The following is a 20,534-nucleotide window of genomic DNA, read 5'->3' on the forward strand; positions in this document are numbered from 1 at the left end:
CGCCGGCCGATCACGTCCAAGGACTCCACCATGACTGCGACTTCGGGCACCCTGCTGCACCAGATCACCGATTACGCCAACCGCGCCGACCCCTACCCCCTCTACGCCGAGCTCCGCAGGACCCCGGTGGCGCGGCAGGACGACGGCGTCTACACCGTCAGCACCTACTGGGAGATCCGCAGCCTGCTCCACGACCCGCGGATCAGCTCCGACGTGCGCAACCGCACCCCTCAAGCGGGCGGCGACCTCCCGCCGGAGGACGACACGATGCTCCCGCCCAGCTTCCTGCGGCTCGACCCGCCCGAGCACGACCGGCTGCGCCGCCTGGCGACGCGGCCGTTCGGACCGCCGCACAGTCCCCGGCGGATCCACGACATGGGCGGCGACCTCGTCCGGATGGTGTCCGGCCTGATCGACGGCTTCCAGGGCCGGGAGCAGGTCGACATCGTCGAGGACTTCGCCTATCCCTTCCCGGTGATGGTGATCTGCAAGCTGCTGGGGGTCCCGCACCAGGACGAGGTGCTCTTCCACGGCTGGGCCGACGCGATCGTCGCCGCCCTCGACCCCAGCCCCGCCGAGGGCCCGCAGGAGCGGCAGCGCACCGCCCAGCGGGCCCGCACCGAGCTGGGCACCTACCTCGCCGGGCTCGTCGAGGAGCACCGCCGGGCGCCCGGCGACGACATGCTCTCCGCGCTGATCACCGACCACGGGCCCGACGGGCAGATGTCGCCGGTGGAGCTGATCACCACCGCCGTCCTGCTCCTCATCGCCGGCCACGAGACCACCGTCAACCTCATCACCAACGGGACGCTCACCCTGCTGCGCCACCCGGAGGCCCTCAAGCGGCTGCGCGAGGACCCCGACCTGGCCGTCCCCCTGGTGGAGGAGCTGCTGCGCTACGAGCCGCCGGTGCAGCTCCTGCCCCAGCGCACCGCCCTGGCCGACATCGACATCGCCGGCACCGTCATCCCCGCCGGGGCGTCCATCTGGCTGATGCTGGCCTCCGGCAACCGGGACCCCAGGCGGTTCGACGACCCCGACCGGTTCGACCCCGGACGCCGGGACAACGAGCACCTCGGCTTCGGCAGCGGCATCCACTACTGCTTCGGCGCGCCCCTCGCCCGGCTGGAGGCGCAGCTCGCGCTGACCGGGCTGGCCCGCCGGCTCGACGGCCCGCGGCTCGTGGCGGACCCGCCCCCCTACCGGCAGAACCCGGTCCTGCGCGGCCCCCGCCACCTCCCCGTCGCCTTCGACGGCGTCACGGCATAGCGCGCCGCCGGGGCCGGTCACCCGTTGCGCCTGATCGATCCCGGAGCCGTCGCTCCGGGCGGCTGAGACCCACCCCCGGGTCCGCGCGCCGGGGCCCTGGTTGACATCATCCCGCCGGTGAAAGATGGTTGTTCGTATAAAGGACAACAACGTCCGTTAATCGGACAAGCTGGGAGAAGCGGATGCCGTACTACCGCACCGTGGGCGAGGTCCCCAGGAAGCGACACGTGCAGTTCCGGCGGCCCGACGGCGGGCTGTACGCCGAGGAGCTGATGGGCGAGGAGGGCTTCTCCAGCGACTCCTCCCTGCTCTACCACCGCCACCTCCCCACGGCGATCATCAAGGCCGAGGCGGTCGAGCCCACCTCGGCCACGGCGCTCACCCCCAACCTCCCCCTCTCCCCCCGCCACTTCCGTACCCAGGACCTGCCGGCGGGCGGCGACCTGGTCACCGGGCGCGGCCTGCTGGCGGGCAACGCCGACGTCCGCATGTCGTACGCCGCGAGCGAGACCCCCAGCGAGCTGTACCGCAACTCCATGGGCGACGAGTGCGTCTACATCGCCGACGGCCGGGTCAGGTTCGAGTCGACCTACGGCGTCATCGAGGCCGGCGCGGGCGACTACGTCGTCATCCCGACCGGGACGATCCACCGCTGGGTCCCCCAGGGCCGGGTCACGGCCTTCGCCATCGAGGCCGCCGGGCACATCCGGCCGCCCAAGCGCTACCTGTCCAAATACGGCCAGTTCCTGGAGCACGCCCCCTACTGCGAGCGCGACCTGCGCACCCCGCAGGAGCCGCTGACCGTCGAGGGCGAGGAAGTTCCGGTGCTGGTCCGCACGCGCGGCGGGCTGACCCGGCTGGTCTACCGCAACCACCCCTTCGACGTGGTCGGCTGGGACGGCTGCCTCTACCCCTACGCCTTCAACATCAACGACTTCGAGCCCATCGTGAAGCGGACCCACGCCCCGCCGCCGGTGCACCAGACCTTCGAGGGCCCGAACTTCGTGATCTGCTCGTTCTGCCCCCGGCCGCTCGACTTCCACCCCGACGCCGTCCCCATCCCCTACAACCACCACAACGTCGACTCCGACGAGCTGATGTTCTACGCGGGCGGCGACTACACCGCGCGCAAGGGCTCGGGCATCGACGTCGGCTCGATCTCGCTGCACCCGGCCGGGTTCACCCACGGCCCGCAGCCGGGCGCCGTCGAGGCCGTCATCGAGGCCGTACGGCAGGGGCACACCCAGACGAGCGAGCTGGCCGTGATGGTCGACACCTTCCGCCCGCTCGACCTGGGCCCCGCCGGGCTGTCGGTCGAGGACCCCGCCTACGCGTGGACCTGGGCCCGATGACGCTCTTCCACGACCTGGTCGACGACGCGGGGCTGTTCCCGCCGACCGCGCTGCCGATGGCCGAGGCCCTCCAGCGGCACAGCGCCGACCTCGCCAAGGGCAGCCCGGTGCTCACCCACCGCTTCCTCTGCCCGGCCAGCCGCCTGCCGGAGCTCCGCGCCCACCTGGACTCCCCGGTCAGGCTCGGCCTGATCCTCGACACCCCGGAGGTCCCGCCGCTCGACGGCCTCACCGTCGAGCTGGTCGAGGTGCCGGGCGGCCGGGCCGTCGGCCTCGGCTTCCCGGCCCGCCAGTTCGTCGAGGTCACCGCCGCCCAGCTCCCGGTGGACGTGCCGCCCGGGGTCGGCCTGAAGATCCGGTGCGGCGGGCTGACCGCGGCGGCCTTCCCCACCGCCCAGGACCTGGGCTCCTTCATCACCTACTGCGCCGAGCACGACCTCCCGTTCAAGGCGACCGCGGGGCTGCACAACGCGGTCCGCCACTTCTACCCGACGCTGGGCACCGACCGGCACGGCTTCCTCAACCTGGTCCTCGCGGTCTGCGCGGCGGTGGAGGGCGGGGACCCGGTGCCGGTGCTGCGCTCGACGGACGTGGGCGGGCTGGTACGGCTGGCGCAGGCCGTGCCGGACGCCACCGCCAAGCGTGCCAGGGAGCTGCTGGTGTCGTACGGCTCCTGCAGCACGAGCACCCCGGTCGAGGACCTGCTGGCCCTCGGCCTGATCACCGACACGACTGTCGACGCGCCCGTCGACGCAGAGGAGAACGCGTGATGTCTTGGGGCCTGGAGCACCTGCCCTACGGAGTCTTCTCCCGGCAGGAGGGTGAGACCCCGCGCGTCGGCGTGCGCTACGGCGAGCACGTGGTCGACCTCGCCGGGGCCCTGCACGACGAGGTGTTCGCCACCGGTTCGCTCAACGCCTTCATGGCCAGGGGCGCGGACGCCTGGCGCGACACCCGGGCGGTGATCCAGAACAAGCTGGGCACCGACCTGGGCGCGGTCGAGCCGCACCTGATCCCGCTGGAGCAGGTCACACTCCACCTGCCGATCGAGGTGGCCGACTACGTCGACTTCTACTGCTCGCTGGAGCACGCCTCCAACCTCGGCCGGATGTTCCGTCCCGACGACGAGCCGCTGAAGCCCAACTGGCGGCACCTGCCGGTCGGCTACCACGGCCGGGCCGGGACCGTCGTGGCCTCCGGGACCCCGGTCGTCCGGCCGTCCGGACAGCGCGGCGCCGGGGTCTTCGGCCCCTCGGCCAAGCTGGACATCGAGGCCGAGCTCGGATTCGTGGTCGGCTCGCCGACGGCCCTCGGCGAGCGGGCCGGCCGGTTCGAGGACCACGTGTTCGGCGTGACGCTGGTCAACGACTGGAGCGCCCGGGACATCCAGGCGTGGGAGTACGTCCCGCTGGGCCCGTTCCTCGGCAAGTCCTTCGCCACCTCCATGTCGCCGTGGATCACGCCGCTCGCGGCCCTGTCGGAGGCCCGTGTCCCGGGCCGGGAGCAGACCCCCGAGCCGCTCGACTACCTGCGCCGCCAGGAGCCGTGGGGGCTCGACCTGACGCTGGAGGTCGCGCTGAACGGCGAGATCGTCTCCCGCCCGCCGTACCGGGAGATGTACTGGACGCCCGACCAGATGCTCGCCCACATGACCGTCAACGGCGCCCGCCTGCGCACCGGCGACCTGTACGCCAGCGGCACGGTCTCCGGCGCCGAGCCGGGCGAGCGGGGCTCGCTGATCGAGCTGACCTGGAACGGCACCGAGCCGCTCAAGCTGCCCGACGGCTCGGCCCGGACCTTCCTGGAGGACGGCGACACCGTCACGATCACCGCGTCCGCCCCCGGCCCCGGCGGCACCGTGATCACCCTGGGCGAGGTGTCGGGGACCGTCCGGCCGGCGAGGTAGCCACGCCGCGTGACGCCGCGCGCCCATCTGATCACTGATCGCTAATGTGGGGTAGTCGATCATTCGCGTACCCCGAAGGCAGGAACAGATGCGGCGCGCCGCGGGATGTCTCCCGATCGTTCTCCTCCCGCTCGCGGTCACGGGGTGCTCATCGGTCGTCGCCGGCGACGGCCGCCCGACGACGGTGACGGCGGCCGGCGTGCGGATCTCCCCTCCCCTCGACTCGGTGCGCGCCCGCACCGGCCGGGGCCTGGTCGTCCGGGCCGGCACGGGCACGCTGACCGGGGTGAGCGCCTACGCGGGCGGCGCCCCGGTGCCGGGCCGGTTCGACCGCGCCCGGACCACCTGGCGCTCGGACTGGGCCCTGGTCCCCGACCGGGAGTACATCGTCAACGTCACCTCGGCGGGTGCCGACGGCACCACGGCGACCGCCTCCGGCAGGTTCCGCACGCTCACCCCGGCCCGGACCTTCCAGGTCCGCTCCGTCACCCCCTACCCCGGCGAGACCGTGGGCGTCGGCATGCCGATCATCGTCGACCTCACCGCCCCGGTGGAGGACAGGGCCGCCGTCGAGCGGGCCCTGGAGGTCCGCTCCACCAAGCCCGTCGAGGGCGCCTGGCACTGGGTGAGCGACACCCAGGTGGTCTACCGGCCCCGCCGCGGCTGGCCGGCCCGGCAGCGGGTCTCCTTCACCGCGCACCTGTCCGGCGTCCGTGCGGCCAGGGGCACCTACGGCACGGCCGACCACACGGTGCCCTTCACCGTCGGCCGGGGGCAGGTCAGCTTCATCGACACCCGGACCCACCGGATGCGGGTCACGCGGGACGGCAGGACGGTCCAGCGGATGGCGATCAGCGCCGGCACGGCCACCACCGAGGAGTACACCACGACGAGCGGCGTCCACCTGACCATGGACAAGGCCAGCCCGGTCCGCATGGTCTCCCCCGGCCGGGACAAGGGCGACCCCGGCTTCTACGACGTCATGATCGACCACGCGGTCCGCATCTCCGGCAGCGGCGAGTACGTCCACGCCAAGGACAACCTCTGGGCCCAGGGCAGGGCGAACGTCAGCCACGGCTGCGTCAACGCCCGCCCCGACCAGGCCGCCTGGTTCTTCGACACCTCCCTGCGCGGCGACCCCGTCATCATCCGCGGCACCGACCGCGAGCTGGAGTGGGACAACGGCTGGGGCTACTGGCAGCGCTCCTGGGAGGAGTGGCTCGCCGGCAGCGCCCTGCGCACCCCCGGACCGCCCCGCCGCCTGACCACCCCCGCCCCGGCGCCGCCCTGACCGCAAGTCCCGCGACGCGGGCACTGACGGTGCTCCAGATAACGGCATACGGTAGGGGGAGGAACCTCCTGGACATCCGAGCCGTTCATCTAAATAGGAGGCCGGAGCATGGAAGACTGGGTCATCTGGTTGGTCCTCGCGGTGGTGCTCGGTGTGGCTGAGATCTTCACCCTGACCACCGCCCTGGGTCTGCTCGGCGGCGCCGCCCTGTTCGCCGCCATCGCCGCCGGTCTCGGTCTGCCGATCCCCCTCCAGCTCATGGTGTTCACCGCCGCTCTGGCCGCGGGAGTGGTCGCGGTCCGGCCCATCGCCAGGCGCCAGCTCCAGCGGATGCCGGCCGAGCAGCGGTTCGGGGTCCAGGCGCTCGTCGGCAAACCCGCCTATGTCGTGCGAGAGGTCACCGGGCGGGACGGCCGGGTGCAGATCGGCGGCGAGGAGTGGTCGGCCAGGGCCTACGACGAGACGCTGGTGATCCCAGCGGGGGCCGTCGTCGACGTCATCGAGATCGAGGGCGCCACCGCGCTCGTATATCCCCGGGAGTGACCATGGATGCGCTGTTGATAGCCGGTCTGCTCATCGTCCTGTTCGCCGTGATGACCGTGGTCCGCTCGGTGCGCATCGTCCCCCAGGCCCGGGCCCGCAACGTGGAGCGGCTCGGGCGCTACCACAGCACGCTCAAGCCGGGCCTGAACTTCGTGATCCCCTACATCGACCGGGTCTATCCGATGATCGACCTCCGCGAGCAGGTGGTCTCCTTCCGCCCGCAGCCGGTGATCACCGAGGACAACCTTGTCGTTGAGATCGACACCGTGCTGTACTTCCAGGTCACCGACCCCCGCGCCGCCGCCTACGAGATCGCCAACTACATCCAGGCCGTCGAGCAGCTCACGGTCACCACCCTGCGCAACGTCGTCGGCTCGCTGGACCTGGAGATGACGCTCACCTCACGCGACACGATCAACAGCCAGCTCCGGGGCGTGCTGGACGAGGCGACCGGCAAGTGGGGCATCAGGGTGAACCGGGTGGAGATCAAGGCGATCGACCCGCCCAAGTCCATCAAGGAGGCGATGGAGAAGCAGATGCGCGCCGAGCGTGACAAGCGCGCCGCGATCCTCAACGCCGAAGGCCAGCGCCAGTCCCAGATCCTCACCGCCGAGGGTGACAAGCAGAGCGCGATCCTGCGCGCCGAGGGCGACCGGAGCGCCGCGATCCTCAAGGCCCAGGGCCAGTCCCAGGCCATCGACGAGGTCTTCCAGGCGGTCCACCGCAACGACCCGGACCCCAAGCTGCTGGCCTACCAGTATCTGCAGGTGCTGCCGGAGCTCGCCAAGGGCCAGGGCAACACGTTCTGGGTGATCCCCAGCGAGGTCACCTCCGCCCTCCAGGGCGTCTCCAAGGCGTTCACCGAGTCCCTGCCCCCGTCGGCGGCGACCCGCGAGGCCCCCGCGATCAGCGAGGCGACCGCCAGGGAGACCGCGCAGGCGGAGCAGGCCGCGGCCGAGGCGGTGGCCGAGGCCGCCGACGTCGACGCGGGACCCCGCCAGCTCGGGCCCGCCACCGCCCCCTCCGACGCCCTCGCCGACCTGAACAAGCACCACCACCCCTCCACCTCCTGACCCCGCGCGCCGTACGGGCCCTACCAGCGCGTCCGATCGCAGGTGATCCGGCGGAGCCTCCGGGCAGACCCTCTGGGAAGGGCACCCGGAGGGCGTCCGGACCGAGCGTGAAGCAGCACTGTGGGCGGGGTTAAGAAAACCGCGATGGACACCTTCGGAGCCGGCCGGGCACAGTGCGTAAGGTCGGACCTGAGGGGGGATCTGTGATGAAGGCGCTGGTCAAGGAGAAGGCCGAACCGGGCCTGTGGTTGCTGGACGTTCCGGAGCCGGTGGTCGGCCCCGGAGAAGTGCTGATCAAGGTGCTGCGGACCGGGATCTGCGGGACGGACCTGCACATCCGCAGTTTCGACGCGTGGGCGCGGCACACCCTGCGGACGCCGCTCGTCGTCGGCCACGAGTTCAGCGGCGAGGTCGTCGAGGTGGCACCCGGCGTGGAGGACATCGCGGTCGGCGACCTGGTCAGCGGTGAGGGGCACCTGGTCTGCGGCAAGTGCCGCAACTGCATGGCCGGGCGGCGCCACCTGTGCCGCAACACGGTCGGGCTGGGCGTCAACCGGGACGGCGCCTTCGCCGAATACGTGACACTCCCGGCCTCCAACGTCTGGGTGCACCGGGTGCCGGTCGACCCCGACATCGCGGCGATCTTCGATCCGTTCGGCAACGCCGTGCACACCGCCCTGGCGTTCCCGATGGTCGGCGAGGACGTGCTGATCACCGGGGCCGGGCCGATCGGGCTGATGGCCGCCGCCGTGGCCACGCACGTGGGCGCCCGCAACGTGGTCATCACCGACGTCAGCCCCGAGCGGCTGGCCCTGGCCGGCAAGCTCGGGGTCACCCTGGCGCTGAACGTCGCCGAGCGGTCCGTCGCCGACGGCCTGCACGACCTCGGCATGCGCGAGGGCTTCGACGTGGGGCTGGAGATGTCCGGGCACCCGCAGGCGCTCCGCGAGATGATCGCCAACATGACGCACGGCGGGAAGATCGCCATGCTCGGCCTGCCCGCCGAGGAGTTCGCGGTCGACTTCGCCACGATCGTGACCTCGATGATCACCCTCAAGGGCATCTACGGCAGGGAGATGTACGAGACGTGGTACGCCATGTCCGTGCTGCTGGAGAAGGGCCTCGACCTGTCCCCCGTCATCACCGACCGCTTCTCCTACCGCGACTTCGACGCGGCCTTCGACACCGCCGCCAGCGGCAAGACCGGCAAGATCATCCTGGATTGGACCGCCTGATGTTCGACAACGTCCGCGACGACCTGCGCGCCACCCTCGACGAGATCGCCTCCGCCGGGCTGCTCAAGCCCGAGCGGGTCATCAGCACCCCCCAGCGCGCCGGCATCGCCGTGTCCGGCGGCGGCGAGGTGCTGAACTTCTGCGCCAACAACTACCTCGGCCTGGCCGACCACCCCGAGGTGGTGGCCGCCGCCAAGGAGGCCCTCGACCGCTGGGGCTTCGGCATGGCGTCGGTCCGCTTCATCTGCGGCACCCAGGAGGTGCACAAGGAGCTGGAGGCGCGGCTGTCGGACTTCCTCGGCCAGGAGGACACCGTCCTCTACAGCTCCTGCTTCGACGCCAACGGCGGGGTGTTCGAGACCCTGCTCGACGAGCGCGACGCGGTCATCTCCGACGCGCTCAACCACGCGAGCATCATCGACGGCATCCGCCTGTGCAAGGCCCGCCGCCTGCGCTACGCCAACCGCGACATGGCCGAGCTGGAGGCCCGGCTCAAGGAGTCCGCCGACGCCCGGCGCAGGCTGATCGTCACCGACGGCGTCTTCTCCATGGACGGCTACGTCGCGCCGCTGCAGGAGATCTGCGACCTGGCCGAGCGCTACGACGCCATGGTCATGGTGGACGACTCGCACGCGGTCGGCTTCGTCGGCCCGAACGGCCGGGGCACCCCCGAGCTGCACGGCGTGACGGACCGGGTCGACATCATCACCGGCACGCTCGGCAAGGCGCTCGGCGGGGCCAGCGGCGGCTACGTGGCGGCCCGCAAGGAGATCTGCGAGCTGCTCCGCCAGCGTTCCCGCCCCTACCTGTTCTCCAACTCCCTCGCCCCGGTGATCGCCGCCGCCTCCCTGCGTATCCTCGACCTGATCAGCGGCCACAGCGAGGCCCGCGAGCGGCTGCGCGCCAACACCGAGCGCTTCCGCACCAAGATGACCGAGGCCGGATTCGACATCCTGCCCGGCGACCACCCCATCGCCCCGGTGATGATCGGCGACGCCGCCGAGGCCGCCGCGATGGCCGAACGCCTGCTGGAGCAGGGCATCTACGTGATCGGCTTCTCCTATCCCGTGGTCCCGCACGGCAAGGCCCGGATCCGGGTCCAGCTCTCGGCCGCCCACTCCACCGAGGACGTCGACCGGGCGGTGGACGCCTTCGTCACGGCCCGCGGGTGACCTCGGCGAGAATGGAGAGGTGATAGACACGCGGCGGCTCAGGACCCTGCGCGCGGTGGCCGACCACCGGACGGTCACCGCCGCGGCCGCCGCGCTTCACCTGACCCCCTCCGCGGTGTCCCAGCAGCTCGTCGCCCTGGAGCACGAGGTGGGCCACCGGCTGCTGGAGCGCGACGGCCGGGGCGTCCGGCTGACCTCCGTCGGCCGGATCCTGCTCGGCCACACCAACGAGGTGCTCGCCCAACTGGAGCGGGCCGAAGCCGACATCGCCGCCTACACCGCCGGCACGGCGGGCGAGGTGAAGGTGGCCTCCTTCGCCACCGCGATCGGGCTGGTCGTCGCGCCGGCGGTGAGCACCCTGCGGGACAAGGAGCCGGGCATCCAGGTGCGGGTCCTCGACGCCGAGGGCGACCAGAGCCTCACCAAGGTCCTCGACGGCGCGGTGGACGTGGCCGTGGCCGTCGAATATCGCGGGGCCCCCGCCGAGGACGACCGGCGGCTGTCCCGGATCCCGCTCTACTCCGAGCCGTTCGACGTGGTGCTCCCCCGTGGCCACGCCCTGGCGGACCGTCTCCCGGCGGACGCGGGCCACGCCCCGGCGGACACGGATCACGCTCCGGCAGACATGGACCACTCCTCGGCGGACATGGACCATGCCCCGGCGGACATGGGCCGCTCCTTGGCGGACACGGGCCACGCCCTGGCGGACGCGGACCTCGCCGGAGGCGCCCTCCCGGTCACGGGGGTCCCGGGCGCCCTTCACCCCGCGGGCCGGCCCGAGCCGCCCGCGGACGACGGTCCCGGCCTGTCCGTCGCCGACCTGGCGGGCGAGACGTGGATCGGCCCCTACCCGGGCAATCCCTGCCACGACGTGATCGCCCTGGCCTGCGAGCACGCGGGCTTCACCCCCGAGTTCGCGCACTCCTCCGACGACTTCAGCGCGGTGGTCGCGCTGGCCGCCGCCGGGGCGGGCGTGGCGATGGTCCCGCGCCTGGCGCTGCGCGCGGCCGACCTGTCCGGCGTGGTGATCCGCCCGGTCCCGGGCCCGGAGCGGCGGGTCTTCGCCGCCGTACGGCGGGGCGCCGAACGGCACCCCCTGCTCGTCCCCCTGCTGGACACCCTCCAGGACGCCGCGGCGGCACTGCGCCGGGCCCCGTCACTGTGACGAGGCGGCGCTCCCGGCAGGACGGCCACCGCCCCTGAGAGGAAGGTGGCCGCCCCGTCAGGCGGCAGACCATGGTGTTCCCGGTGACCCGCCGGGTGACGGACGGCTCAGAGAGGAGCGCCTCCCGCGGGCCGTACGGGAAGGGAATGCGTCTGTCCTCGCGCGACGTCATGCCTCCTTCCGTCCGCGGCGCTGGGCATTCCCGCTCTTCATCGGGGTATCGCAGGGCTTCGCCGGCGGTACGCAGGAGGAGGGGCTGAGGTGAATCATCACGAGCAGGAGTTGCGGGTGCGGGTGACCCATCGGGGGCATTGCAGCGTGTTGGAGGTCGGCGGGCACCTGGACTTCGTCACCGCGCCCACGCTCACCGACCACATCGACACGCTCTGGGAACCAAACGTGGGCCCGCGCCTGGTGCTGGAACTGTCGCAGCTGACCTTCTACGACTCCACCGCCCTGGGGGTCCTGGCCCACGCCCTGCAACGCGTTCAGGCCACCGCCACCAGCCGGCTCCTGCTCGTGGGGATCCCGGACGGCCTGCGGCATCTGCTGGAACGCACCGGCCTGCTGGCCCACTTCGAGCTGCGCGACAGCATCGAGCAGGCTGTCGCTGACCTGCTCTCGACGTAGGAATCATCCTTACTTTCTCGGGATCAAAAATCTGTAGTGACTGAGGTAGACATCTGAGTTAGTTGAGGATAGAGTTCCTGACATCGCAAGGAACGGATCCACGAGGGCAGAGCAATACTCAAGCATCACGACGGACTGCCCGGGCGGACGTGGATAGCAGTGAACGAGGCAGGTTGACGGCAGAAGGTCGGACGTGCCAGGGCCGATGCAGGTGAAGGGTCCCGGCCGTGGACGCGCTGCCACGTGGTGTACGAGTTCGAAGAAGAAGCAGGGATAAACGAAAGGAGTGTTGAACGCCATCAGGATCGCCCGTTGCCGGCTGAAGTTCGCCGCACGGGTACCGCAGCTCCACGGATTGGACGGTGGTCTACGGTCACGCATTCGCGATCCCCGCATCCCCGCCCCTACCGGGCGGCCCCATGCGGAAGCAAGTAAGTCGGCCAAATGGCCGCTAGATGGTGTTGAACCTCATGGGCCCCGGCGCATTATGGCGCCGGGGCCCCTATTGGCATTCGGGAAGGTATATGGATCAAGCACCGATGGCGTCGGCCGTCCGATCGAGCCCCTCGCTCCAGGACACCACCGACAGAGCCCACCCGGCCGAGAGGCCCCCCGCCGCCTCCGATGACACTCCAGGTCACCGATTCGACGACGAGGACTACCCCGCCTACAGCATGGGCCGGGCCGCCGAGATGCTCGGCGTCACCCCGGCGTTCCTGCGCAGCCTGGGCACCGCCAAACTGATCGAGCCGCAGCGCTCCGACGGCGGTCACCGCCGCTACTCCCGCTACCAGCTGCGTCTGGCCGCCCGCGCGCGGGAGCTCGTCGACCGGGGCACCGCCTTGGAGGCCGCCTGCCGCATCATCATCCTGGAAGACCAGCTCGCCGAGGCTCTGCGCATCAACGCCGAGCTGCAGCAGTCCCGCGACCAGCGGCCCGAGAACGCCGGCCACCGCTCGGCGTGAGGGCCGGTGATCACGGCCCTCGTTGGCGATCCAGTGGTCCGCGGCCCCCTGCCCCATAGCGGCAGGGCGGTCGCGCCTGGTGGCGGGGGTCGGAGTGCATCGGAAACGTACGCCAAGCCCGTTCGCGTAGCCGGTTCCGGCTTACCTCGATCAACGTGACCAGGCCCGGCCCCGGATTGCGCAGCACGCGCAGCGGAAGGCCGGCCAGGCACAGCACCGCGCCGTGGCCGGAGCGCCGGCGGGCACCGCCGACCGTTTCGAGTTCGACCTCTACCCCTCGCACCCGGACGAGCGCGTCGTGCAGGCGGCCGCGTCGTAGTCGCGGACCTCACCGCAGGCCAGACCACCTCGCGCCGCCGGAATCCCGCGCTCGCGGCAGGACCGGGGGCAGGCCGAACGCCGCGAAGTAGCGCGGTTCGAACGACGTGATCGCGGTGATCCGGCCGCCGTCGACCCGCAGTACGTCCAGCCCCCGGGCGCGGAACCGTCCGGCCAGGTTCCTGGTCTCGTCCGCCGTGGGGTGTTCGACGTAGTGCGCCACGGCGGGCGTGAACGACCATAAGACGGACACCACCGCGAATAAGGAATCGGACTGAGCCCCAGCCGGGCTCGGGATCGGCGAGCGCCTCGTCGACGGGGCGCAGAGGCCCGCCGGGCTCGGTGACCGCCATGCGCCGGAACGTGGTCGACAACACTTCCCCCTTCATCATCGGAGCATGTGCCTACAGGCTCCAAGCATTCACGAACGATATGGCGGAGCGGGCGAGCGCAGGTAGATGGGCGGCGTGAATCGGATGATAACCTCCAGTTATGGCTGAGCGGCTGAACCCGGAGGCGCTGCGCTATGCGCGCTCGGTGGCACACGCCCGCTCGTTCTCCGCAGCAGCGCGCGCTCACGGGATCACGCAGCCTGCCTTGTCGAACGCGATCGCCCGGCTGGAGGAGCGCCTGGGCGTGCGGTTGTTCGAGCGGTCCACCCGCGGTGTGACCTTGACCGCCGAGGCGGCACTGCTGATCCCGCTGGTCGACACCGCCCTGTCGGCACTGGATGCGATCACCGCCGAGGCGCGGCGAATGACCTCTCCGGAGGCGCCCCGCATTCACCTGGGCGTCTCTCCGCTGATCAGCCCCGATCTGGTCGCCGAGGCCTTCAGCGCCGTCCGCCGCCTGCCCGTTCCCGGGGATCTGGTGCTGCGGGAGGCGAACATGGCCGACCTGCACGACGCGCTCGCCGAGGGCAAGCTCGACATCATCTTGATCCCGTCGGTCAACCCGCTACCTCGCTTCGAGCACCGCGTCATCCACTCCGAGCCGGTCGTCGTGATCGACGCTCACGCGCGGGCGTCGTCGGCGGTGGTGGAGCTGAGTGACGCCGCCGACGCGCAGTTCATCCTGGTGCCCGACGCATGTGGCCTGACCAGGTTCACCACCCAGCTGTTTGAGGAGCACGACCTGCCGCTGCGTGCCTATCCCGGTGAGGCCGGCGGCTACCAGGTCCTGGAGCAGTGGGTCGGCCTCGGCCTGGGCATGGCGATCCTGCCCGAGTCCAAGCTGACCGACGCCGGTCTCACCGCCCGCCCGCTCATCGACGACGGCCAGCCGGTCGAGTTGTTCTACGAGGCGGTGTGGGACCCCACCTCCCGATACGCGGCTGACCTGAGCCGGCTCGTCGCCTCGCTTGGCGATAACCGCCGCCTATAGCCGTATTCGCGCTGCCGATCTACCGGCCGGGCGATGTTGGACATAGCTTCGGCGCATGGCCGCCACGCCGTGGCCGGCCCTCGAGCGAAACGAGAAACCCATGGCCTACCTTCAGATCACTTTGGACGTCAGTGCGGCTGATCGTGCCGCCGCCGCGGGCGTCTACCAGCGCTACAAGCAGCCGTTCCTGGACACCGTCGCCGGCGCCAAGAGCAAGGATCTGCTGGCGCGGGACGAGGACGTGCAGGTGCTGCACGGCTTCGCCACCGTCGATGACGCACAGGCGTACCTGTCCAGTGAGCTGTTCATCCAGCACGTCGTCACCGCTCTGCAGCCCTACCTCAACACGGCTCCGGACGTGCGCATCTACCAGAGCGTCTGACGCCGTCGACGGCACAGGCGTGTAGTCACCGCCAGCTCTGCCGTCCACGCCGCTGTCCACGCCCCGCCATCCGTACTCATGGTGAGCGCCGCTCGGTCACCGCCGCCGCACGTCGCTCAGACAAGGACGCCCGTGCCTGAGCCCGAACACCTCGCCGACACCGGCCCCCACCTGTCCACCCCGGCAAGGCCGGTTGTCGATGCTGTCCAGCGGCGCACGATGACCGTGCTGGTCTTCGCGCAGATCATCGGCACCGTGGGGGTGGGTGTCGCGCCCTCGATCGGGATCCTGCTGGCCGGAGCGGTCACCGACAACGAAGCCTGGGCGGGCCTGGCCCGGACCGCGAGCACACTCGGCGCGGCCCTGCTCGGCCTGCCGCTGGGCACGCTGGCCGCACGCCGTGGCCGCCGCGTCGCCCTCGCGGGCGGCTGGTGGACGGCCGCAGCCGGCGCCGCGGTGCTGGTCGCCGCGGCGCAGTGGAGCCTGATCGTCCCGCTCTTCGGCGGCCTGCTGCTGATCGGCGCCGGGTTGGCGGTGAGCCTGCAGTCGCGGTTCGCCGCCACCGACCTCGCCCTGCCGCACCACAAGGCCCGCTCTCTGGCCCTGATCGTCTGGGTCGGCACGCTCGGCTCCGTGTTCGGCCCGAACCTTGGCGTGCCCGGCGAGATCATCGGCGCCGCCACCGGCCTCACGGTGTACGCGGCGGCCTTCCTCATCGCCGCGCTCTGCTTGGCCATTGCCGGTCTGATCGTGTGGCTGTGGCTGCGTCCCGATCCGTTGCTGGTCCTCCGGCAGGCCACCCCGCCGGCACCCGCGGATCCTGGCCGCGGGCAGCCGGGCCGTATCCGGCAGGTGCTCGCCGAGCTGCGCGTCAACTGGCACGCCCGGGTGGCGGTGATCGCGATTCTCGCCGCCCAGATCGTCATGGTCGGGATCATGACGATGACGCCGGTCCACCTCACCCACCACGGTGGCTCGATCCCCCTCGTCGGCATCACGATCAGCCTGCACATCGTCGGCATGTACGCCCCGGCCCCGCTCGTCGGCCTGATCGCCGACCGCTACGGTCATCGGCTGGCGATCAGTGCCGGGCTCGGCGTCCTGGCCGCCTCGCTCCTGATCGCCGCCGTGAAACCCGACGACACCGGATGGATCATCACCTCGCTGATCCTGCTGGGCATCGGGTGGTCTTTCGTCAACGTCGCCGCTTCCGCGCTGTTCAACGCCGCTGTCTCCGCCGAGACCCGCGCATCCTCCCAAGGCGGCGTCGACGCGCTGTCGAATCTGTGCGGGGCGACCGCGGCGTTCGCGTCCGGGCCGCTGCTGGCCGTCAGCAGCTTCTCCCTGCTGTCCGTCGTGGCCCTCATCGCGCTCATCCCGCTGGGCGTCCTCATGGCCAGCCGTACCCTCACCCGCCAGAACGCGTGACGCTCCGCCCAGACTGACCAGACAGAAGCGCCCAGGCAGACCAGATAGAAGGGAGGCGCACATGGCGCCTACCGCCCCTCAGCACGACGTCGTCGTGGTCGGCGCCGGCGCGGCCGGCCTCACAGCAGCGGTCGCCCTGCACGCGGCCGGGCTCGACACGGTATGCCTGGAGGCGCGTGAGCGCACCGGAGGCCGGATGATGACCACCGACGACGGGCTCGACCTGGGCGCCACCTGGTTCTGGGACGGCGAGCCACGGGTCGCCGCGCTCGCCGCCCGGCTGGATGTCGCCGTCTTCGACCAGCACCTCGCGGGTGACGCGCTCGCGCAGCACCCCACCGGCATCCAGCGGGTCACCGGCAACCCGATCGACGCCCCTGCCTACCGGTATCGGCCCGGCGCGGCGGCGCTGACCTCCGGCCTCGCGGCCCGGCTCCCGGCCGCCGCGCTGCGGCTGTCGACTCCGGTCACGCTTATTCGCCCGAACGGTGACACGATCGAGGTAGGGGCGAGCGCTGAACGCTTGAACGCCGGCCAGGTCGTGCTGGCCATTCCGCCGGCGCTCGCGGTGGCGAGCATCGACTTCCACGGTTCACTGGAGCCGGAGCTGGCACACCTCGCCGCGGCCACGCCTGTGTGGATGGGCGGCGTCGTCAAGGTCGTGGCCACCTATCGAAGCCCGTTCTGGCGGGCGGGCGGCCTGGCCGGGGCGGCAATCAGCTGGACCGGCCCACTGCGGGAGGTCCACGACATGTCCGGGCCGGACGGCACGCATGCCGCCGTGTTCGGCTTCGCCCCCGCCGCCGCTGCTGCTGGTCCCGGCTTCGAGAGGGCCGTCACCACCCAGCTCGCGCGACTGTTCGGCCAGGAAGCGGCCCAGCCCGAAACACTGCATATACAGGACTGGAGCACCGAGCGGTGGACCTCGCCGCCCGGAGTGCAGCAGCTGACGAACTACGACCTGTTCGGACATCCGCTCTACCAGCGGCCCGCGCTGGCCGGCCGGCTGCACTGGGCATCGACCGAAACCGCCACCGACCATGCCGGCCACGTCGAGGGCGCACTCCTGGCAGGGGAGAGGTCCGCTCGCGCCGTCCTTACCGCCCATCTCTCGCAGCGAGCCGGTTCGGCACCGGCAGCTGGGCTCGGGAAGACTGGGTGCCCCACCCGCCAGCCGTACGCCACGCGCCCCAAGGCCGAAGCCTGCCGTGAGCGCTCCTACCACGATCGGATGTGACCGCCATGTATGAGATCCCGCAATTGCTGGCCGAATACGACCGCGCCCGCGCCTACACCGACGAACTCTGGCGCGACCTGACGGCCGAGGAACTGCACTGGCGGCCCGAGCAGGACTTCAGCCCCATCGGCTGGCACCTGGGCCACCAGGCCCACGTGGCCCACTTCATGATCCGCAACCTCACCGCGGCCGAACCGAGCCCCGCCCCCGACCTGGACGACCTCATGGACTCCGCCACCCCGGAAGCAAACCGGTTGCCCCTGCCCGATCCCCGGCGCCTGGCCGACTTCCGCGCCACCGTCGGCGAACGGGTCCACACCCGCATCAACGCCATCGGAGCCAGAGACGTGGGCGCCCCAGCCCAACTCAAGATCATCGCGCAGACGCTGCTCATGGCGATCATCAACCACGAATACCAGCATGACCGCTGGATCGGCGAGGTCCGCAACCGCGACCTCGGTCACGCCCTGCCCGACGCCCCCACCTCTGATCTCATCACCACCGTTGACGGTTACCTGGTGGTGTGCGGCTGGACCCACTGACCCATCAGGGCCGCCCAGCCGCCAGCACGCCCCACCCTCACCGATGCCTGACCATGAATGATCGGAAAGCTCATATCCATGCTTGACCTGCGGTACATGACAGACCAAACCACCTCGCAGCAGGTCACGGAGGCTGACCTCACGTGAGCGAGCGCACCGCGTCGACCTCCGGAGCGACGAAGACCCCCACCGGTACCGAGCAGCGACGCTCACGCACCATACGGCTGATCACCGTGGCAGTCGTGGTACTCGTCGTTGCCATCGTCGGGATCCTGGCACAAACCTCGCAACACACCGCCTCCCAGCCTCCCACCAGCACTGCGGCACCGGACGCCGCCCCCACCACGACGACCAGCCAGAGCCCCCTGGCGCAACTGGTACGGCGCAACCCCGACGACCCCGCCGCGGTCGGCCCGGTGGACGCCCCCGTCGTCCTCATCGAATACGCCGACTTCACCTGCAAGTACTGCGCCGCCTTCGCCCGGCAGACCCTGCCCGCCCTCATGTCCGAGTACGTTGCGCAGGGCAAACTCCGCATCGAATGGCGCGACGCACCCGTCCTCAGCCAGCACTCGGTCAACACCGCGATCGCCGCCCGCGCAGCGGCCCGGCAGAACCTGTTCTGGCCGTACTACGAAGCGCTCTACGCCCGGACCTTCGCCGGGAAATCCGACTGGAGCCGCAAGGAGTTCATCGCCATCGCCGCCTCGATCGGCAAGCTGGACGTCGCTGCATTCACCAAGGCGCTCGACGACCCCGCCACCGCGCAGCTGGTGGAGAAGGAGGCCGCCACCTCCCACGCGCTCGGCGTGAGCGGCACCCCCACGTTCGTCCTCGGCGATCAAGCCGTCAACGGCGCGCAACCCATCGAGGTGTTCCGCCAGCTCATCGACGCGCAACTGGCCACGACCGGGAAGGGCTGAGATGGACATCGGCTATCTCGGTGCGCTCCTCGGCGGTCTGCTGAGCCTGCTGTCCCCGTGCTCAGTCATGCTGCTGCCGGCGTTCTTCGCCTACGCCTTCTCCCGGCCCGCGCTTCTGCTCGCCCGTACCGGCGTGTTCTACCTGGGACTCGTCGCCACGCTCGTACCCCTCGGCGTGTTCGCCGGGACCGCAGGGGCGTTCCTGTCCCAACAGCGCGGCACTCTGCTGGTCGCCGTCGCCATCATAGTGATCGTTTTCGGCCTCATCCAGGTGCTCGGCATACCTCTGCCCTCGCTCAGCCGCACGGGGCAGCACGAGCCTGGCACTGCGTGGACGGTGTTCCTGCTCGGCGCCGCCTACGGCGTCGCCGGCGTCTGCACCGGCCCGATCCTCGGATCCGTGCTGATGATCGCGGCCGCCGGCGCCAACCCCGTCTACGGTGCCGTCCTGCTCGTCATCTACGCCGCCGGGATGGCCCTGCCACTGCTGCTGCTCGCCCTGGTCTGGAGGCGCTGGTCCGGCGGCGTCCGCACCTGGCTGCGACCTCGCATGCTCCGCCTCGGCCGCTGGACCAACAGTTGGCACGCCATCATCTCCGGGACGCTTTCCCTCGTCCTCGGCGTACTGCTGCTGATCACCTCGCGAGATCCCGACGCGGCCGGGCTGCTGTCCATCGGCACACAGTATGCCCTCGAGACGGGGATCGCCCGGCTCGGCGCCGGCATCTCCAACGTCGCCGTCGTCATCGCCGCTGCTGTGCTCCTCGCGCCCACCGCCGCACTCCGGCTGCTACGCCACCGCTCACGCACCGGCCGCCGCACCCCGCACAGGCACACACGGCAATCGTGAGACGACGAGTGCACTGAGGCCGACCGTGCCCTGCCGCAGACACCCCCCAACCGAAGCGGCGTAGCCGACGCTGGCCCTGCGGGCATCGTGCCTACTCCTGCTGGCCCCGTACGCAGCCAGGTCGTCCTCCTTGGCCTTGCGGCCCAGACTTCGGCACACAGGTCCTGCCACCCGCCAGCCGCCACCGCACCAGCTCAGTCGTACGCCCACCGGTGGCGCAGGAGCGGGCAACGGCCCCTGGCTGTGCGACATCCTGGAAGACGGCCTACGCAGACGGGTTAGGCCGGCAGTTCCCGCTCACCCGGTCACGTTGGCGGGGCCGGTGATCGGCAGCCGGGCCTCCATGTTCAGCCGCACCTCGCCGTAAGGACGCACATGCTGCCAGAACAGCGGGGTCAGACCCCGCCGGTCGGCCGAGGTGGGCAGGGCCGCCCACTGCGGTTCGGCCAGCACGTCCTGCAGCATGAGGGTGTTCACGTAAACCAGGGCGGCTCGCAGGATCCGCAGGCACAACGCGGTCATCTCCACCTCCTCACGCCGATTGGTGGAGATCTCCCCGCCCCGGCCGTAGCAGATCACCGTGTTGGCGCCATTCCACGCCTCCACCACGTTCAGCCCCTCCTCGATCTGGCGCTGCAGGTCACGCTCACGCAGATAGCGGGCCACGAAGATGGTGCGCTGGGCCCGGCCGATCTCGAGCATCGCCTGGTAGGCCGGATGCGAGGCCGAGCGGGTGAACCGCGACAAGATCGCCTCAGTGGAGGCGGTGCCGGGCTCTGGGGAACATCGGAACCGAATCGTGCGCTTGTATGCTCAGTGACGGTCTACCGCAGATGACTGCCGAGTACTGCGGCTTCTGGCCTCACACTC

21 protein-coding genes are annotated in these 20,534 nt (G+C 70.9%); 19 read left to right on the forward strand and 2 right to left on the reverse strand.

Going from position 1 to position 20,534, the window contains the following annotated elements; all coding sequences use genetic code 11:
- Positions 1–30 precede the first annotated feature (30 nt).
- The 12 genes from ACWDS7_RS14815 (at position 31) to ACWDS7_RS14870 (ending at position 12,601) form a co-directional block, all read left to right on the forward strand.
- Positions 31–1,269, forward strand: coding sequence for a cytochrome P450 (locus tag ACWDS7_RS14815; RefSeq protein ID WP_451929709.1), 1,239 nt, complete (start codon positions 31–33; stop codon positions 1,267–1,269).
- Between the two features lie 182 nt (positions 1,270–1,451).
- Positions 1,452–2,621 (forward strand): homogentisate 1,2-dioxygenase domain-containing protein, encoded by a 1,170-nt coding sequence (locus ACWDS7_RS14820; RefSeq protein ID WP_451929710.1) that lies wholly within the window; start codon positions 1,452–1,454, stop codon positions 2,619–2,621.
- A complete protein-coding gene (locus ACWDS7_RS14825; protein WP_451929711.1) occupies positions 2,603–3,391 on the forward strand; it encodes a hypothetical protein in 789 nt (262 codons plus the stop codon). Before ACWDS7_RS14820 ends, ACWDS7_RS14825 begins: the two co-directional genes overlap by 19 nt.
- Positions 3,391–4,527 carry a fumarylacetoacetase gene (gene fahA, locus ACWDS7_RS14830; RefSeq protein WP_451929712.1) on the forward strand — a complete coding sequence of 379 codons (1,137 nt, stop codon included), beginning with the start codon at positions 3,391–3,393 and terminating at the stop codon, positions 4,525–4,527. Before ACWDS7_RS14825 ends, fahA begins: the two co-directional genes overlap by 1 nt.
- A gap of 199 nt (positions 4,528–4,726) precedes the next feature.
- Positions 4,727–5,818, forward strand: a complete 1,092-nt coding sequence (locus ACWDS7_RS14835) for an Ig-like domain-containing protein (protein WP_451929713.1) — start codon at positions 4,727–4,729, stop codon at positions 5,816–5,818.
- A gap of 108 nt (positions 5,819–5,926) precedes the next feature.
- Entirely contained in the window at positions 5,927–6,361 is a 435-nt protein-coding gene (locus ACWDS7_RS14840; RefSeq protein ID WP_306863040.1) for an NfeD family protein, read from the forward strand.
- A gap of 2 nt (positions 6,362–6,363) precedes the next feature.
- Positions 6,364–7,434, forward strand: coding sequence for an SPFH domain-containing protein (locus tag ACWDS7_RS14845; protein WP_451929714.1), 1,071 nt, complete (start codon positions 6,364–6,366; stop codon positions 7,432–7,434).
- Positions 7,435–7,640: 206 nt separating this feature from the next.
- Positions 7,641–8,669, forward strand: coding sequence for an L-threonine 3-dehydrogenase (gene tdh, locus ACWDS7_RS14850; RefSeq protein WP_451929715.1), 1,029 nt, complete (start codon positions 7,641–7,643; stop codon positions 8,667–8,669).
- Positions 8,669–9,841, forward strand: a complete 1,173-nt coding sequence (locus ACWDS7_RS14855; protein WP_306875493.1) for a glycine C-acetyltransferase — start codon at positions 8,669–8,671, stop codon at positions 9,839–9,841. Before tdh ends, ACWDS7_RS14855 begins: the two co-directional genes overlap by 1 nt.
- 19 nt (positions 9,842–9,860) lie before the next feature.
- Complete coding sequence (locus ACWDS7_RS14860; RefSeq protein ID WP_451929716.1) at positions 9,861–11,006, forward strand: LysR family transcriptional regulator; 1,146 nt, start codon at positions 9,861–9,863, stop codon at positions 11,004–11,006.
- A gap of 261 nt (positions 11,007–11,267) precedes the next feature.
- Positions 11,268–11,636, forward strand: coding sequence for an STAS domain-containing protein (locus tag ACWDS7_RS14865; protein ID WP_451929717.1), 369 nt, complete (start codon positions 11,268–11,270; stop codon positions 11,634–11,636).
- 539 nt (positions 11,637–12,175) lie between these two features.
- Positions 12,176–12,601, forward strand: coding sequence for a MerR family transcriptional regulator (locus tag ACWDS7_RS14870; protein ID WP_451929718.1), 426 nt, complete (start codon positions 12,176–12,178; stop codon positions 12,599–12,601).
- A gap of 328 nt (positions 12,602–12,929) precedes the next feature.
- On the opposite strand, the gene ACWDS7_RS14875 is transcribed toward ACWDS7_RS14870, so the two are convergent.
- A complete protein-coding gene (locus tag ACWDS7_RS14875; protein ID WP_451929719.1) occupies positions 12,930–13,175 on the reverse strand; it encodes a hypothetical protein in 246 nt (81 codons plus the stop codon).
- 236 nt (positions 13,176–13,411) lie between these two features.
- On the opposite strand from ACWDS7_RS14875, the gene ACWDS7_RS14880 reads away from it, so the two are divergent.
- The 7 genes from ACWDS7_RS14880 (at position 13,412) to ACWDS7_RS14910 (ending at position 19,664) form a co-directional block, all read left to right on the forward strand.
- Positions 13,412–14,302: a LysR family transcriptional regulator gene (locus ACWDS7_RS14880; RefSeq protein ID WP_451929720.1), complete on the forward strand. Its 891-nt coding sequence runs from the start codon at positions 13,412–13,414 to the stop codon at positions 14,300–14,302.
- Positions 14,303–14,402: 100 nt separating this feature from the next.
- The gene (locus ACWDS7_RS14885) at positions 14,403–14,684 is read left to right on the forward strand and encodes a hypothetical protein (RefSeq protein WP_451929721.1); all 282 of its coding nucleotides are present in this window, start codon (positions 14,403–14,405) and stop codon (positions 14,682–14,684) included.
- A 132-nt stretch (positions 14,685–14,816) separates the two neighbouring features.
- The gene (locus ACWDS7_RS14890; protein WP_451929722.1) at positions 14,817–16,112 is read left to right on the forward strand and encodes an MFS transporter; all 1,296 of its coding nucleotides are present in this window, start codon (positions 14,817–14,819) and stop codon (positions 16,110–16,112) included.
- Between the two features lie 61 nt (positions 16,113–16,173).
- Positions 16,174–17,349: a flavin monoamine oxidase family protein gene (locus ACWDS7_RS14895; RefSeq protein ID WP_451929723.1), complete on the forward strand. Its 1,176-nt coding sequence runs from the start codon at positions 16,174–16,176 to the stop codon at positions 17,347–17,349.
- Positions 17,350–17,354: 5 nt separating this feature from the next.
- Complete coding sequence (locus ACWDS7_RS14900) at positions 17,355–17,891, forward strand: DinB family protein (RefSeq protein ID WP_451929724.1); 537 nt, start codon at positions 17,355–17,357, stop codon at positions 17,889–17,891.
- 143 nt (positions 17,892–18,034) lie between these two features.
- A complete protein-coding gene (locus tag ACWDS7_RS14905) occupies positions 18,035–18,814 on the forward strand; it encodes a DsbA family protein (protein WP_451929725.1) in 780 nt (259 codons plus the stop codon).
- A gap of 1 nt (position 18,815) precedes the next feature.
- Positions 18,816–19,664 carry a cytochrome c biogenesis CcdA family protein gene (locus tag ACWDS7_RS14910; protein ID WP_451929726.1) on the forward strand — a complete coding sequence of 283 codons (849 nt, stop codon included), beginning with the start codon at positions 18,816–18,818 and terminating at the stop codon, positions 19,662–19,664.
- Positions 19,665–19,961: 297 nt separating this feature from the next.
- Here the strand turns inward: ACWDS7_RS14910 and ACWDS7_RS14915 are convergent, their stop codons facing one another.
- Complete coding sequence (locus tag ACWDS7_RS14915) at positions 19,962–20,462, reverse strand: Tn3 family transposase (RefSeq protein WP_451929727.1); 501 nt, start codon at positions 20,460–20,462, stop codon at positions 19,962–19,964.
- Positions 20,463–20,534: the final 72 nt, after the last annotated feature.

Source organism: Streptosporangium sp. NPDC003464, from assembly GCF_053588315.1.